Annotated in this window: 15 protein-coding genes; 3 read left to right on the top strand and 12 right to left on the bottom strand. The window is 34.5% G+C overall.

Annotation, left to right across the window (positions count from 1 at the left end):
* Positions 1-74 precede the first annotated feature (74 nt).
* On the bottom strand, positions 75-551 hold the full coding sequence (greA, locus tag ACEN2N_RS07135; protein ID WP_441823681.1) for a transcription elongation factor GreA: 477 nt from the start codon (positions 549-551) through the stop codon (positions 75-77).
* A 135-nt stretch (positions 552-686) separates the two neighbouring features.
* Between greA and ACEN2N_RS07140 the strand changes: the two genes are divergently transcribed.
* Positions 687-1,121 carry a hypothetical protein gene (locus tag ACEN2N_RS07140; protein WP_441823682.1) on the top strand — a complete coding sequence of 145 codons (435 nt, stop codon included), beginning with the start codon at positions 687-689 and terminating at the stop codon, positions 1,119-1,121.
* 3 nt (positions 1,122-1,124) lie between these two features.
* Here ACEN2N_RS07140 and ACEN2N_RS07145 read toward each other — a convergent pair whose 3' ends face one another.
* Positions 1,125-1,790: a hydrolase gene (locus tag ACEN2N_RS07145; protein WP_441823683.1), complete on the bottom strand. Its 666-nt coding sequence runs from the start codon at positions 1,788-1,790 to the stop codon at positions 1,125-1,127.
* A 104-nt stretch (positions 1,791-1,894) separates the two neighbouring features.
* Entirely contained in the window at positions 1,895-4,069 is a 2,175-nt protein-coding gene (locus ACEN2N_RS07150) for a TonB-dependent receptor (protein WP_441823684.1), read from the bottom strand.
* Between the two features lie 360 nt (positions 4,070-4,429).
* Here ACEN2N_RS07150 and ACEN2N_RS07155 point away from each other — a divergent pair, with 360 nt between their 5' ends.
* A complete protein-coding gene (locus ACEN2N_RS07155; protein ID WP_441823685.1) occupies positions 4,430-6,880 on the top strand; it encodes an ATP-binding response regulator in 2,451 nt (816 codons plus the stop codon).
* On the opposite strand, the gene ACEN2N_RS07160 is transcribed toward ACEN2N_RS07155, so the two are convergent.
* The 9 genes from ACEN2N_RS07160 to ACEN2N_RS07200 all read right to left on the bottom strand — a co-directional run bounded on the left by ACEN2N_RS07160 (position 6,855) and on the right by ACEN2N_RS07200 (position 13,893).
* Positions 6,855-8,213: a sigma-54-dependent transcriptional regulator gene (locus tag ACEN2N_RS07160; protein WP_441823686.1), complete on the bottom strand. Its 1,359-nt coding sequence runs from the start codon at positions 8,211-8,213 to the stop codon at positions 6,855-6,857. The genes ACEN2N_RS07155 and ACEN2N_RS07160 overlap by 26 nt on opposite strands.
* A 177-nt stretch (positions 8,214-8,390) precedes the next feature.
* Positions 8,391-8,708: a hypothetical protein gene (locus tag ACEN2N_RS07165; RefSeq protein WP_441823687.1), complete on the bottom strand. Its 318-nt coding sequence runs from the start codon at positions 8,706-8,708 to the stop codon at positions 8,391-8,393.
* A gap of 617 nt (positions 8,709-9,325) precedes the next feature.
* Positions 9,326-9,631 carry a hypothetical protein gene (locus tag ACEN2N_RS07170; protein ID WP_441823688.1) on the bottom strand — a complete coding sequence of 102 codons (306 nt, stop codon included), beginning with the start codon at positions 9,629-9,631 and terminating at the stop codon, positions 9,326-9,328.
* Between the two features lie 152 nt (positions 9,632-9,783).
* Positions 9,784-10,086 carry a hypothetical protein gene (locus ACEN2N_RS07175; RefSeq protein ID WP_441823689.1) on the bottom strand — a complete coding sequence of 101 codons (303 nt, stop codon included), beginning with the start codon at positions 10,084-10,086 and terminating at the stop codon, positions 9,784-9,786.
* A 206-nt stretch (positions 10,087-10,292) separates the two neighbouring features.
* On the bottom strand, positions 10,293-11,831 hold the full coding sequence (locus tag ACEN2N_RS07180; RefSeq protein ID WP_441823690.1) for a DUF4301 family protein: 1,539 nt from the start codon (positions 11,829-11,831) through the stop codon (positions 10,293-10,295).
* Positions 11,828-12,391 (bottom strand): AAA family ATPase, encoded by a 564-nt coding sequence (locus tag ACEN2N_RS07185; RefSeq protein ID WP_441823691.1) that lies wholly within the window; start codon positions 12,389-12,391, stop codon positions 11,828-11,830. Before ACEN2N_RS07185 ends, ACEN2N_RS07180 begins: the two co-directional genes overlap by 4 nt.
* Positions 12,352-12,984, bottom strand: a complete 633-nt coding sequence (pnuC, locus tag ACEN2N_RS07190; RefSeq protein WP_441823692.1) for a nicotinamide riboside transporter PnuC — start codon at positions 12,982-12,984, stop codon at positions 12,352-12,354. The genes ACEN2N_RS07185 and pnuC overlap by 40 nt, the downstream gene beginning before the upstream one ends.
* Positions 12,968-13,228 (bottom strand): thiamine-binding protein, encoded by a 261-nt coding sequence (locus ACEN2N_RS07195; protein ID WP_441823693.1) that lies wholly within the window; start codon positions 13,226-13,228, stop codon positions 12,968-12,970. The genes pnuC and ACEN2N_RS07195 overlap by 17 nt, the downstream gene beginning before the upstream one ends.
* 26 nt (positions 13,229-13,254) lie before the next feature.
* Positions 13,255-13,893, bottom strand: coding sequence for a 4'-phosphopantetheinyl transferase family protein (locus ACEN2N_RS07200; protein ID WP_441823694.1), 639 nt, complete (start codon positions 13,891-13,893; stop codon positions 13,255-13,257).
* An 82-nt stretch (positions 13,894-13,975) separates the two neighbouring features.
* Here ACEN2N_RS07200 and ahcY point away from each other — a divergent pair, with 82 nt between their 5' ends.
* Complete coding sequence (gene ahcY, locus ACEN2N_RS07205) at positions 13,976-15,292, top strand: adenosylhomocysteinase (RefSeq protein WP_424003156.1); 1,317 nt, start codon at positions 13,976-13,978, stop codon at positions 15,290-15,292.
* Positions 15,293-15,294: the final 2 nt, after the last annotated feature.

Below are 15,294 nucleotides of genomic sequence, written 5' to 3' on the forward strand. Positions count from 1 at the left end.
TCTTGTTTATTTAGTGGGAATAAAAAATCCTACCCCGTAAAAGGATAGGATTAAATATAGTTATTTAATAAAATCTAATCTCTTGTAATCTCAAGAATTTCAAACTTAATAGCTCCGCTAGGCACTACAATTTCTGCAGTGTCGCCTACCTTTTTACCAAGCAGCCCTTTACCTATAGGTGAATTCACAGAAATTTTACCGGTTTTAGTATCAGCTTCGCTTTCTGCAACCAATTTATACGACATTTCCATGCCGTTAACTTGATTTTTTAATTTAACGGTCGATAGCACCAAAACTTTAGACGTATCTAATTGAGACTCGTCAATTAAACGTGCGTTGGCTACGGTATTCTCCAGTTTAGCAATTTTCATTTCTAAGAGACCTTGAGCTTCTTTTGCAGCATCATATTCTGCATTTTCTGACAAATCACCTTTATCTCTTGCTTCGCCAATTGCTTGAGACGCCTTTGGGCGCTCAACATCTCGTAAATGATTTAGTTCTGCCTTTAGTTTTTTTAACCCTTCGACAGTATAGTATGATATATTACTCATTACTTCCTCGTTTTATAAATAGACAAATCCTCTGCAATTGCCTATTAATTCGGCTTTTTAAGCGAGGATTTAACACAAATATACATAATTTTTACGCACATTTGCTGAAGTTTTTCAAAACAAAATTAAAGTAAGATGAACAGATTAAGTATCCTCATTCTATTGATTATCACGGCATGTAGCAATGATGGTACAAACAGAAACCCTTATTTACAAGAAATAAGTTTTCGTTTTGAAGCTAATTTAAATCTTCCTTCCTACAGTCCACTTACAAATACTGGAAGCGCAGTGTACATTAATAGTGATCTTGCCGGTACTAGAGGTGTTTTTGTTATCAACTCTGGTTTCGATCAGTTTAGAGCTTTTGAAGGCAGTTGCCCAAACCATGCACCAAACGACTGCTCTACCATGGTGTTAGACGGTCAGATTGCAATATGCTCATGTGACGATTATGAATACAGTTTATTTACTGGTCAACTATTAAATAGACCCGATGATGAAAATCGTTATTATGACATGCTAGAATACCGTACAAGTTTTAGTGGCGGTAGTGTGGTCATTTCTAACTAAACACTATTCTTCAGCTCGGTACCTATCCATAATTTCTTTGAACAATTCGCCCGTACTTGGTGGAGTATAGGATATAGCGTTTGCACCAGCATCGATTGCGGCGACTATTGTTTCATCTGTTTTGCCCCCTGTAGCAATAATTGCTACATCGGCATCTAAATCTCTTATTCTTTTAATAATATCGGCTGTTTTACCCGCGCCAGAAACATTAAATATATCAACACCTGCAGCTAGTCTTCCTTTAAAATCATCTTTCTCTGAAACTACCGTAATAGTAACTGGTATATCTATTTTTTCTTTTAATAAAGTGATAAGACTATTGGGTGTAGGTTTATTTAAAACTACACCCAATGCGCCTTGAAACTCGGCATGTATTGCCAACTCTAATGATCGTACACCTGTTGTTAACCCACCACCTACTCCGCAAAAAATAGGTTTATCAGCAGCTAAAATCAATGCATTTGAAATTACAGGTTGCGGGGTAAACGGGTACACCGCAATAATTGCATTGGCATTTGTGTTTCTAATAATTGCCACATCTGTACTAAACAGAAACGACTTTATAGATTGACCGAAAACTCGAATGCCCGAGCATTGAGATATTACTTCTGGTACCGTTACTATATTGTTTCTTAACCTACTACCAAAAATCGGAATATTGCGATCCATAACCCTGAATATTAAAAATCTAATTTAAAATATTCTGCTTCACTCCGAACTTTTTAAGCAAACATTTAAGACAAATTTGCAACGGAAAAAATCTATCGAAATCCTTAAAAATTAACTGTAGCTCCTAACAAAAAGTTGGTGCCCGCTTGTGGATAATAACCGGCTCCTTCAATAGTTGTAATAGTGTCAGGTACCGAAAAATCATCATCATAGGTAAAGAAATACCCATTAGAAACATATTTCTCATTGAATATATTGTTTATCAAGCCCGAGAATACAATACTTTTCAAAAACCCATTACAGTTAATAGCATATTGAATATTCAAATCGCTCTGCGAATACGCATCTAAAACAGAATTTTCAGAATCTATATTCCCCATATACTGCTTGCCAACATATTTAGATAAAAAGGATACTTGAAAATTTTCGGTAGCACTATACGTGAATATATTACCTATAATCAGATTTGGTGAAAATGCAATATTTGTACTGCCTAGCTCTTGTAATTCGCCATCTCGCTCAAATACAAAATCTTGGTTTTTATTGGTGCTTAACGCAATATTTGGTCTTAAGGAGAATTTTTTACTTAATGTAATATTAGCATCTACCTCTAAACCTAAACGGTAACTTTCACCTACATTTTCACGTAATGGTGCACCAACATCATTCAAAGCGCCTGTAAGTACCAATTGATCTTTGTAGTTCATATAATATACGTTGGTGTTTAATTGAACTGCCGAAGAAATATAACGCCATCCTAATTCAAAATCATTTAGTTTTTCTGGCTTAGGGTTTCCACTTTCGTAATCATTTCTATTTGGTTCTCTATTGGCAACCGCATACGACAAATAGAAATTATTATTCGTATTTAAATCGAATGTTACACCAGCCTTCGGGTTGAAAAAGTTAAAAGTATCATCGACCAAACCGGTTTCATCACCATTAGCTTTATACCCAACTGTTCTATATTGCAAGTCTCCGTATAACGACCATTGATCTGTTAGTTGGTAATTTGCTTTTGTATATATATTGAAATCTGTTTTTGACGAACTGTCATCATAATAACGGTCTCTGTAACTACTATTACTGGCATATCTAGCCCAAATAACTTCACCAAAATGATCACCTTCATACTTATTGAAACCGCCACCCATTATTAAATCTAGCTTGTCTTTCTTATAATTTGCAGAAAATACGGTACCGTAAAAATCATTATCTAACCAACGTCTTCTAATAACATCGGTCGTATTTACTTCTTCACCATCTACAATAATTGGCTCAAAACCATAGGTAGAAAAATCATCGTCTTCTTTAAATTGCTCAAAGAAACCTCTACCTTTTGTGTAATGTAGGGCGATATTCGTGCTCCAGAAATCTGATATTTTTTCATTCCATAAAAGCTGTGCATGATTTTGTTTATAATCATCAACTTCATTATCATGAAACTGAGTATTGCCATCTAAATCTGTATAAATACCCGACGGATTAAAAGTTCTATCATCTTTTAAAGTTTGAGCATCTATACCGTACCATGCTTGATAAGTAACCTCATGACCGCCAAAAATCAATGCTTTTATCAAGGTATTATCATCTTTATAAGCGCCTTGTAAAAAATAAGAATCGAGGTCAGACTTAGCTCTATCTATGTATCCATCAGAATTGATTTTAGATAATCTACCTGAGATTTCTACATGGTCATTTAAGAGTCCTGTGCTAAATTTCAGATTATTCCTTAAGGTATTGAAACTACCAACAGAAGTAGATATTTGTCCGTATGCATCTTGCGAGAATCCGTCGGTCAAAATATTTAAACTAGCCCCAAAAGCACCTGCACCGTTGGTAGATGTACCCACGCCACGTTGTAATTGTAAACTTTCTGTTGAAGACGCAAAATCTGGCATGTTTACCCAAAAAGTACCTTGCGACTCGGCATCGTTATAAGGTATGCCGTTGATAGTTACGTTTACACGTGTAGCATCGCTACCTCTAACTCTAATACCTGTATAGCCTACACCAGCACCTGCATCTGTTGTGGTTACTACAGACGGTAAAAAATTCATTAAAACAGGAATATCTTGACCTAAATTTCTAGGCTTAATATCCTCTTTTGTAAGATTTGAAAATGTAACCGGAGATTGCTTGGTTACCCTAATTGCTGAAACGAACACTTCGTCTAGCACTACTTTTTGACCTTCTAAAGAGTCGGTTTCCTGTTCTTGGGCACAGACACCCATGCTTAGCGCCAAACACGCTGCAATTGTGAAAATAGATAGTTTCATTCGTAAAATAATTACGAATAAAAGGGGCTATTATTCTAAAGTTAAAATTGATTTTTGAGCAACTACACTCGATTTCCAAAAGACTTCACATGAAAAAATCATTCACACTACATCTTACTCCAAAAATTTTAAAAATTTTCGAATTGTCCCTTGGCAGCATTACCTGCCCAGGTTCTTTGGGTATAATCTCAGCTTCGTTCCAATACAAGAACTAGGCACCCCTTTGAGATGCCACAAATGTAATACACATAATTCATCTCTCATAAAGAAATTTAAAAAAATAACAACTCGCTTAATTAACATCATTTTAGAACTTAGTTACACGTTTTTATCGTATTTATACTACGTATTAATTGCCCTATGAATACAACAAAAAACAAATTCACTCTTAAGATTACCGTAAGCTACCTACTGCTAATAATTTTAGGGGTTATAGCATCTTATTACATCTACACAGAAGTTCAAGATTATATCGAGACAGAAACAACTACCGATAAAGATAATAAGCTTCTTAGAACCAACTCTTTTCTTGCCCAACTGTATGAGGCAGAGCGTCTTTCTAAACTTGCATTACAAACAAAGAGCAAAGTTAATTTTACGGCTTACGAACATAAAATCGACTCACTTTATACAAATATTGAAGAATTAAAAACCTTAACTGAAAGTGATTACCAACATGGTCTTTTAGATAGTCTTCGCTCTCTTTTAAATAAAAAAGTTGCCAATATCAATGCCTTGCGCTCCATTAGACTTAAAGATCAAACGGGCACTGCTATAAATTCTGCCTTAAAAGAATTTGATAAACTTGAAGAATCTTTGGGCATAATAAAACCCGAAGAGTTGGCTCCAAATCTTGACGAACTATCCCCAAAAGCACAAAGTACCATTAAAAAAGTAGCCGATTACTTAAATGCCAATGTTCCAGAAGAAGGTAATGCACTACAAAAAGCCCAAAAGATGGATAGTGTTGTTCAGATTTCTAAAAATCTTTTAAAAGATGTGCAGCAAGAAAATAACCTGAACGAAAATTCTTTAGCCGTTCGAGAAACCAATATTAACAGAACCGACATTGAGCTCTCTCAGCAATTGCGAACCATACTTTCTTCTTTTGAACAGGAAATTATAATGAACAGCTTGGCAAATTCCATAAAAAAAGAAAGCTTACTAAAAAGAAGTATTCGACTAGCTGTTATTGCTGCCATTCTCGGCTTTTTGGTAGTTGGCGTTTTTACATTTATACTTAATCGAGATTTTTGGAAAGTCAACTTGTATCGCGAAAAACTAGAGAAAGAAAAAGCATATTCAGAGTCTCTTTTAAAAAGCAGGGAACAACTAATTGCTACAGTAAGTCACGATTTAAGAACCCCGCTGAATACTATAAGCGGTTATGCGACCATTATTGAAGAATCCAACAACACAAAAAAGAACAAAGAACATATTACGCACATAAAATCTGCCACAACATATGTAAATAATTTAGTGAACGACTTGCTTGATTTCTCGCAGTTAGAAGCCGGTAAAATGGTTGCCAAGAATTCTACTTTTAGGTTGGATAAGTTGATACAGGAAAGTTCTAGAAATATAGCATCTCAGTATTTAAGCAAGAACATTGAACTAATTTTAAAGTTAGACGATTCTTTAAAACAACCGATACATTCGGATGCTTTTCGTTTACGTCAAATCATCTCTAACTTATTGGTTAATGCCTATAAATTTACAGAAAAAGGATGCATCACCTTAACCGGAAGTGTTACCGAATCAAAAGTGCTTATTCTTAAAATAACCGATACAGGTATAGGCATTTCTAAAGAAAAACAAGAGCTTATTTTTAAGGAATTCACTCAAGCAGAAAGCGATACCGATAAGAAATATGGTGGTTACGGACTAGGGCTTACCATTACCAAAAAACTTACAGAACTGTTAGAAGGGATTATTTTATTGGAAAGTGAAATTAATAGAGGAAGCACATTTACCCTACAAATACCCATCGAATTTAGTCAAAAACCTGAGCAGGTAGTAGTAGAAAACATTGTTTTAAGTGATTTAAAAATGATTGTTTTTGATGACGATGTCTCCTTATTAAAACTCATTGGCGAGATGCTTAAATCCGCAGGTATAGAAACTCAGCTATTTTCAGACTTCAATGAATTTAAACCTAATGATAATTTCAATTTTGATATTGTTTTAACTGATGTAGAAATGCCGACGGTTACTGGTTATGAAGTAGTCACTCAGCTGAAATCTGGTGAATTTAAAAAATTTAATCATCAACCGATTTTGGCAATGACCGGTCGACGCGATTTAACTTTAGAACATTTTACAGAAAAAGGTTTCTCTAATCTTATTCGTAAGCCTTTTTCTAAAACAGAATTATTACAAAAAATTCATGTCCTTTTCAATAATGCAGATGAAATCATCTCTACAGAAGAGTCTGCTGTCACCCCTAATTCTCGTCAACTATACAGCATAAATACCTTAAAAATGTTTTTAGGCGATGACCAAAACGCTATCGATGAAGTATTGTATATTTTTAAAAAAGACACCGAAGAGAATGCCCTTTTACTTCGTACTGCAATTGATAACAATGACATTACACAAGTAAACTCAATAGCACATAAAATGCTACCTATGTTCCGCCAGTTAGAAGTTTATACTGCTATTCCTATTTTAGAGACATTTGAAGTTTTGAATAGGGGTGATTTTTCTGACCAACAACTCAAGGCAAAGAACATTGAATTGCAAGGGGAGATTAAGAAACTAACAGAAATGCTTTCAAAAGAAATTTTTATAAATCCAAATCATAATAGTTGATTCTATTATACAGTGTTTTTCTTGTAACCTGTAGTAATTTTGCTGCTTTAGATTTATTATAATTGGTGCGTTTTAAAGCATTTACAATTTGTTCTTTTTCGAATTCCGCTTTTGAAAGACTCCCAAATTCAGCTGTCTCTAAAACCGGACTCATCATTTCCGATGGTAGAACCTTTGCTTCCACCTTATCTGAAGTAGATAGTAAAACTGCGCGCTGAATTACATTTTGTAATTCTCGAATATTGCCTGGCCAATGATAGGCATTAAAAATATTCCAAACCTCATCAGAAAAATCAACAATTTGTTTGTTCAACTTTTCATTGAACTTTCTTAGAAAGTGAGAAGCCAGTACTGGTAAATCGCCATGTCTATTTTTCAAAGCAGGTATTTGCAATGAGAACTCATTCAATCGATGATAAAGATCCTCACGAAAAGTGCCTTTTTCAACTGCAGCTTTTAAATCTTCATTTGTGGCAGATAGTATTCGAACATCAACTTCTATTTCGGTATTACTACCTATTCTTTTTATTTTGCGCTCTTGTAACGCTCTTAATAACTGTATTTGATTCTCATAAGAAAGATTACCTACCTCATCTAAAAACAAAGTACCACCGTTGGCAGCTTCAAAACTTCCGAGCTTATCAGTCACAGCACCTGTGAAACTTCCTTTTATATGACCAAAGAACTCACTTGCCGCCAATTCTTTAGGTATTGCACCACAATCTAACGCTATAAACGGCTTTTCATTTCTCGTACTTTTTTGGTGAATGGCTTTTGCAGTAACCTCTTTACCCGTGCCACTTTCTCCAATAATTAAAACCGACATATCTGTAGGTGCTACCAACACAATATGCTCCTCTAATTTCTCAGTTGCATCGCTGGTTAAAATAAATTCTTGAGATGTAGATGATTTTGATTCACCCAAAGCAATCTCTCTTGAATTTTCGGTTACGGTCTTTACTGGTTCTTTTGAAGTAATTGGCTTGGCACTTAATGCACCATCAATTACCAATAGCATCTGATCAGGAGTGAAAGGTTTAGAAATATAATCGTAAGCTCCCATTTTCATTGCTTTTACCGCAGTAGCAACTTCTGCATAACCTGTCATTACAATTACCGGAATCTTTCCTTTTAACTCAGACACCAATTTAATTCCGTCATAATCTGGTAATCGTAAATCTGTAATTACTAATTGAAAATCGTGTTCTTTTAGTTGCTTTTCACCATCTAACCCAGTGTGACTTAATATGACTTCATAATTATTTCTTGCCAAAAACTTTTGAAGCATTTGGGCGAATGAAGTATCGTCTTCAATTATTAAAATTTTGAGCATAGTCGTTTGGGTATTCAAAGTATCTACGTAAAAATACCATTCGCCGACTATTAGTATTTTAAAATTATCATAAAGCTTTTATGCATTCATTTAAAAGAAAGCATAAAAAAAGGAAAGAATAGCCTTTAGCTATCCTTTCCTGACCAAACCAACTTGAACAAACAAGTTTCTCTATAATTACATATCTATCCAATTACCTTCTTCATCTGCATACACCGTACCTTGTGTACCATCTTCAAGAGATAATACTAGCTTATATTGTTTCTTTTCATTTGTATATGCCTTATCTAAATTTGCCGTTGGAAAATTCTTTGACACTGCATCTGTCACTGCTTGTGGTACTTCTGCAACCGAAATCTCTTCGAAATCTTCTGTTGCAATTGAAATCTCGTTTACTTGGTTATGCTGTATTCCATTTTCTGAAACCAATACATCTTGTGCACTCATTGCAAAACCTCCTATTGTCATCGCTCCTAATAAAAATAAAGTTTTCATCTTTTTATATTTAAGTTAATAATACATATCAATACTATTAACTAAGAAAAAAGAATGCCAGAAAACTTCAGAACAACATGTGTATTGATTTTCAATACTTTACAGGTATTTCAACTTTTTCGCACTTGAGTAAAATTGTATCATTTAAGTACTACTGTATAATTTTTACCCATTAAAGTCATCACATATTCTGTGATTTTAGAACTTAAACAAAGACAAAAAAAAAGGAGCTGCAAATTGCAGCCCCCCTCAAACCACCTATCAAACTCTTGTCTTAAAATTTTAAATCAACACCTCAATCAATTCAACAACAACTAAAATTGGCAATGCTAATCCGGGGGATTATTTCAAATACAATTATCTGGTGGCACCTTCATAGTTAACGGTTAGTGTTTACGCGAAAGTGATATTTTACTTATTTATTTCTCCCATACTAATTTTGATATTACAATTAATGCTAAAATCAAAACTGTGCTTATGACCGAAATAAATACTAATGTGACCATGTTTCATAACTTGCTTCACTTATTAAGACACAACATTTTCTGGTAGGTCACATTTTAAATAAAAAAAAACTGCAAAATGCAGTTTTTTTTTATTCCTGTGTATTAAACAGTTTACTTTTTAATGATCCAATTGCCGTACTGGTCTATATATACGGTCTTTCTTGTACCACTTTTAAGAACCATTATTAATTTAAATTCTCCTTTATCATTTTTAAAAGCACCACCAAGTTTAGAGGTTGGGTACTGCTTTAATATCTCTTCAATAACCGGTGGTGTTAATTCACTCGATTTTATTTTTATGTATTCATCGGCCGTAACAGCTACAATTTCGGTTTTAATTACATCTGAACTAGTTTTAGCTGTTGCCGTAAACATAATTCCAAAAGTTAAAAATACAAGTAGTGCGTAATTTTTCATGCTTAATATTTTAATCGTTAATAACTCTCGTTCTTTCATTATTTACGGACCAATCTTACATATGGATTATTACTTAACGAAATTTTAAATTTTTAAATGAAAAAAGCTGCCTAGGCAGCTTTTTATAAACAACTAACTCAAACTTATAATAGTTACATTTCTAACCAGTTACCGTCTGCATCTGCATATAGAACTGTTGATGCTCCATCTTGTGAAGTAATTTCTAATTTATAATTATTTTCATCATCAACATATGCTTTGTTCAACATTGCACCTTCATAATCTGTTGCTAATGCACTTACAATTGGCGTTGGTAAATCTGAAGCAGCTACTTCTGTATAATCTTGTAAAAAGATATCTTCCATTATACCATCATGAAATATAATTGGAGTTGCGGCAGTACCTATTGTTAAACTACCTATTGCTAAAGCTGTGGCGAAAACTAATTTTTTCATCTTTATAAATTTTAGATTAAATATTCTTGATAGGTATATTAGAAAAATTATGCCAATACTAAAATCACCTATAAACAATACTTAAAATACTGTATTACAGCTTTTTATAATACATGATGCTAAATATGAAGTTGTGTAAAACTGTGTGTAAATAAAAAAAGTGTGTAGAAACTACACACTTTTTATACTATAATATAGGTTGCAATTTAAGCCTGATGCGAATCTTTTAAAAGATCCACCACACTTTTTACAGGATTAAAGGTTACCAATGGTACTTCTACAAAAATGGTATTCCAAAATGCCATAGCTCCATTCCATAATCCCGGAAGCTCTAATGCTTTTAGTTCTTTACCATCTTTTGTTTTACCTGTTATAAAACCTTGTTTTTCATCTACGAACTTTAATAGGTCATATTTCTCACCCTTATAATTACGAACAGCACAAACCAAATCTACCGGATTAAAGTGGGTAGAATTCTTAAGAAGATCTGCTTGTTGCGCGTCATCCATATCTATTTGAGCAGATTCTATAATCTGTAAAGAAACTTCACCTTTACCATTGGTTACCCAAAACGGACCACCACCTGGCTCACCTTCGTTCTTAACCATACCGCAGATCCGTATTGGTCTATTAACCTTATCTTTTAATATAGCGATTTTATCGGTATTCGATTTTGAATCGAAGTCATTTGAGAACCGAACATTTAAGTTGGTACCCAAGAAATTTCTGATTTCCTCTATTTCTACATCCTCTACATCGCCCTTATCAAGTAAAGCGGCATATTCAAATGCTTTTTCTTGCTCTTTTAACAGAACACCCGCCAAAACCTTTTTGCTGTCGGCAACTGCCTTTGCATCTTTCATTACGGCAACGTTATCAATATTCTTTATGAAAATTATGTCAGCGTCTTGTTCGTTTAAATTTTGAATTAATGCACCATGCCCACCTGGTCTAAATAACACAGAGCCGTCTTCATTTCTAAAAGGATTATTATTCATATCTACCGCTAAAGTATCGGTAGACGATTTTTGAAATGAATAATCTACGTCATAAGTAACACCGGTATCAGCAGAAACTTTTGGTCCTGATTCACTAAATTCTTTATCGAACATTTCTTCATGCTGCTCAGAAATCGTAAAATGAAGTTTTGCCTTCCCATTAGAACCTGCATATAACGCACCTTCTTTTAAATGCTCTTCAAATGGTGTAGCTACAGACGATTTATAATTATGAAATGGTAATAACCCCTTAGGATAAAAACCATAATTAAGTGCATTCTCGCCTAGTAGCTCAGTCACAAAACTAAACACCTTTTGACCTTGAGCATTAGATTTCAAACTTAATCTATCCATTACCTTTTGGTAAAATGGAAACCGTTCTAATCCTTCAGAGAACTTCTTAATATCGGTATCATTGGTTCTTGATAAATAAGCATCCAATGTTTCTTCAGCAGGGTTATATGCATCTAAAAAACTAAATAAAGCTTTGAACATTCTAGAAGCTGCACCAGAAGCCGGTACAAATTTTAAAATATCAAGCTCTTTCAATTTTGAATCATAAAATGAAATAAGTTCTTTCTCTTCGGCATCAGAGAATTTTAAAATACCATTACCGATTACGGCTGCGTTCTCTAGTTTCACGAAAGGGATGCCTTCTTTAAATGTGTTGATATGACTCAACATATTTTCTTTTGAAATTCCCTTTTTCTCCAATTGCTTTAGGTCTTTATCTGTAAGTTCAATCATTTATGTAATAAGGTATCTATATGGTTAATGGCTTTTTCTAAACGTTGTTTTTTGTTCCCCTTCAAGGTAATAAAATTTTTGCCGTATTTTTCTAAAGTATCTTTAAAATAATTGAACATTTCTTCCCTTTCATTTGGCTTATCTCTTAAGTCATCTGCCTCCCACGGTATGTCAATATAAGTTAATAGATAAAGATCATAGGTATTCTCCAAGGCATACTTTTCTAGCACAGGATCGCAATCACCTATATAATATGCTTCTGAATACACTTTGGTTTCCAACAGGTCGGTATCGCAAATAAGAATATCGGTCGCCTTTTTTGCCAGCTTGTTTTCTAATTTCATTTGCCCTTCGGCAATAGGTAACAAGTCATGCGGTTCGCAGGTTTTACGTTCGTTATTCCATTTGTCTTGTAGATAGTCTCTGGCATATTCTGGCACCCAAACGGTATGGTAATGCCTAGCCAATTGTTCTGACAACGTTGTTTTGCCCGTAGATTCTGGACCGAAAAGAACCACTTTTATGACATCTGAAGGTTCTTGCTTGTATTTTTCTTCCATGCATTATAACCGTAAACGGCCAATATTGTAAAAATGAGATATTGAATACTAGTAAACGTAAATCCTTTATAAAAGTATAAGGGGATAGATATTAGATCTCCAATGATCCAATATATCCAATTTTCTACTTTCCTCTTGGCCATCAGCCACATACCCACAAAAAATATAGCTGTTGTTATGGTATCAACATAAGCCGTCCAACTATTCCATTTATCAAAAACTTGATACACGATAAAAACAAAAATGATAGTACCTATAAAAATGAAAATTGAGGTGATATTTTCTTTTTTGGTTACTCTTGTTATCGGTGTGTAATGATCTGCATCTACTTTTCTTGTCCATATATACCAACCATATAAACTCATTATAAAGTAGTAGGCATTGATCATCATATCGCCCAATAGACCCCACTTTAATAAAAGATAGACAAATATCGAAGTACTTACCAACCCTGTAGGGTATACTAGAATCTTGTTCTGTTTTGAAAACCATACCGATAATAGTCCGAAAATGACTGCTACAATCTCAAGCATAATATCTAAAGCGTCATAATCGGCATATTGACCAAAGAGATAATCAAAAATGGGGCTCATAGTCGCTTCGATCAGATTTAACTATTTTCATGAATAAAAGTCCGCGGTCCATCAGCTCGAATGCCGTTTTAATTTCGGTATTCAACACTTTCATTACTTCATCATAAGTACCATAAACCTGCGTGCTCAACGGATTCTCAAGCACGGTCAAACCACATTCGCGCAGTTTTTTTATGAAATTTATAATGTGTTGCTCAAAATCATCTTGCAATGGTGAAAAGGTCAATTCTACTGATATATCCATATAAAATACGCTATCTATTATTTATTCTATTCTTTATCTCTGGTAGCATAAACGCAGGTGAATTCTTCAAATTCTAAAAATCTAATCTTATAGTTAGATAAATTTCCTTCGAAAATAATTTGTGCCGTTGTTTTATGGTCATCGAATCTAAAATCTTGAACATTAATGTGATGTAAAAAACTTACCCCTCTATGACCATATATTTTATAAAGCGATTCTTTAGCCCCCCATACAATGGTTAATTTTCTAACCACTGCCGCAGTATTTGCCAGTGTTCTATACTCTTCAAAAGGGGTAAATTTATGTGCTATTCGTAAAATTTTATCGCGTTGCATTTCGATATCGATACCCACATGTTCGGCTGAACTTACAATAATAGCCGTAAAATTATGTGAATGGGTAATCGATATTAACTTACCATCTTTTAAATGGGGTTTTCCGTTTTCATCATACATCAAATCGGCATCGGTATAATTATACTCCCGCAATAAATGTCTTATACTTAAGAAAGCCTTGCGGTGGAGTTCAGATTTCATTCCGTTAAACCTATTTTGGCAATAAGGCGTAAGAACGATCTCTTTCCACAGGTTTTCTTCTGTCTCTTCAACCTTCCAAATAGCTAGAGAGGTTTCTTCATTTACTGTTATAGTTTTGTAAAGCGGCATGAGATTCTTAGTGTTATTCGTACCTTTGCACGAATTAAAAATTGCTGTACACAGATTAACGAAAGTATAAAATAATAAAGATATGAGCACGAAAACTATTCCGTATGTGCCTTATAAGGTTAAGGATATATCCCTTGCTGGTTGGGGAAGAAAAGAAATCGAACTAGCAGAAGCTGAAATGCCAGGTTTAATGGCACTAAGAGATGAGTATAAAAATGAGCAACCGTTAAAAGGTGCTCGTATTGCAGGTTGTCTTCACATGACCATACAAACCGCTGTACTTATTGAAACATTGACCGCTCTTGGCGCAGATGTTACTTGGAGCTCATGTAACATATTTTCTACCCAAGATCAAGCGGCAGCAGCTATTGCAGCAGCAGGTGTACCTGTTTATGCTTGGAAAGGTATGAACGAAGAAGAATTCGATTGGTGTATCGAGCAAACCTTATTCTTTGGTGAAGACAGAAAACCATTGAACATGATTTTAGATGATGGTGGTGATCTTACTAATATGGTTTTAGATAAATACCCAGAAATGGCTGCAGGTATTAAAGGTCTTTCTGAAGAAACTACAACGGGGGTTCACCGTTTATACGAGCGTGTAAAGAAAGGAACTTTACCGATGCCCGCTATTAACGTAAATGACTCGGTTACTAAATCGAAATTCGATAATAAATATGGTTGTCGTGAGAGTGCTGTAGATGCTATTCGTAGGGCTACAGATACTATGCTTGCAGGTAAAAAAGTTGTTGTTGCTGGTTACGGTGATGTGGGTAAAGGTACCGCAGCTTCTTTTAAAGGTGCTGGCTCTATTGTTACCGTTACTGAAATTGACCCTATTTGTGCATTACAAGCTTGTATGGACGGATTTGAGGTTAAAAAACTAGAAACGGTTATTGGTAATGCTGATATTGTAATTACTACAACCGGAAATAAAGATATTATTAGAGCTGAGCATTTTGAAGCCCTAAAGGACAAAGCTATCGTTTGTAACATTGGTCATTTTGACAATGAGATTGACATGGCATGGTTGAACAAGAACCACGGAAATACAAAAGATGAAATAAAGCCACAGGTTGATAAGTACACTATTAACGGTAAGGACTTAATTATTTTGGCAGAAGGTAGATTGGTAAACTTAGGTTGTGCAACTGGGCACCCTAGTTTTGTTATGAGTAACTCATTTACCAACCAAACACTAGCTCAAATAGAGCTTTGGAAAAACAGTGCCAATTACGAAAATGATGTTTATATGTTACCTAAGCATTTAGATGAGAAGGTTGCAAAACTTCACTTATCTCGTTTAGGAGCCGAACTTACGGAATTGAAAAAAGACCAAGCAGATTATATCGGTGTTACCGTTGATGGTCCTTTCAAGCCTGAGTACTACAGATACTAGAA

Source organism: Maribacter spongiicola, from assembly GCF_052119685.1.
Lineage (GTDB): Bacteria > Bacteroidota > Bacteroidia > Flavobacteriales > Flavobacteriaceae > Maribacter > Maribacter spongiicola_A.

What these genes read in the sequence shown, in the direction of transcription:
- greA (WP_441823681.1), bottom strand. Translation starts at nt 551, where the DNA reads ATGAGTAATATATCATACTATACTGTCGAAGGGTTAAAAAAACTAAAG.
- ACEN2N_RS07140 (WP_441823682.1), top strand. Translation starts at nt 687, where the DNA reads ATGAACAGATTAAGTATCCTCATTCTATTGATTATCACGGCATGTAGC.
- ACEN2N_RS07145 (WP_441823683.1), bottom strand. Translation starts at nt 1,790, where the DNA reads ATGGATCGCAATATTCCGATTTTTGGTAGTAGGTTAAGAAACAATATA.
- ACEN2N_RS07150 (WP_441823684.1), bottom strand. Translation starts at nt 4,069, where the DNA reads ATGAAACTATCTATTTTCACAATTGCAGCGTGTTTGGCGCTAAGCATG.
- ACEN2N_RS07155 (WP_441823685.1), top strand. Translation starts at nt 4,430, where the DNA reads ATGAATACAACAAAAAACAAATTCACTCTTAAGATTACCGTAAGCTAC.
- ACEN2N_RS07160 (WP_441823686.1), bottom strand. Translation starts at nt 8,213, where the DNA reads ATGCTCAAAATTTTAATAATTGAAGACGATACTTCATTCGCCCAAATG.
- ACEN2N_RS07165 (WP_441823687.1), bottom strand. Translation starts at nt 8,708, where the DNA reads ATGAAAACTTTATTTTTATTAGGAGCGATGACAATAGGAGGTTTTGCA.
- ACEN2N_RS07170 (WP_441823688.1), bottom strand. Translation starts at nt 9,631, where the DNA reads ATGAAAAATTACGCACTACTTGTATTTTTAACTTTTGGAATTATGTTT.
- ACEN2N_RS07175 (WP_441823689.1), bottom strand. Translation starts at nt 10,086, where the DNA reads ATGAAAAAATTAGTTTTCGCCACAGCTTTAGCAATAGGTAGTTTAACA.
- ACEN2N_RS07180 (WP_441823690.1), bottom strand. Translation starts at nt 11,831, where the DNA reads ATGATTGAACTTACAGATAAAGACCTAAAGCAATTGGAGAAAAAGGGA.
- ACEN2N_RS07185 (WP_441823691.1), bottom strand. Translation starts at nt 12,391, where the DNA reads ATGGAAGAAAAATACAAGCAAGAACCTTCAGATGTCATAAAAGTGGTT.
- pnuC (WP_441823692.1), bottom strand. Translation starts at nt 12,984, where the DNA reads ATGAGCCCCATTTTTGATTATCTCTTTGGTCAATATGCCGATTATGAC.
- ACEN2N_RS07195 (WP_441823693.1), bottom strand. Translation starts at nt 13,228, where the DNA reads ATGGATATATCAGTAGAATTGACCTTTTCACCATTGCAAGATGATTTT.
- ACEN2N_RS07200 (WP_441823694.1), bottom strand. Translation starts at nt 13,893, where the DNA reads ATGCCGCTTTACAAAACTATAACAGTAAATGAAGAAACCTCTCTAGCT.
- ahcY (WP_424003156.1), top strand. Translation starts at nt 13,976, where the DNA reads ATGAGCACGAAAACTATTCCGTATGTGCCTTATAAGGTTAAGGATATA.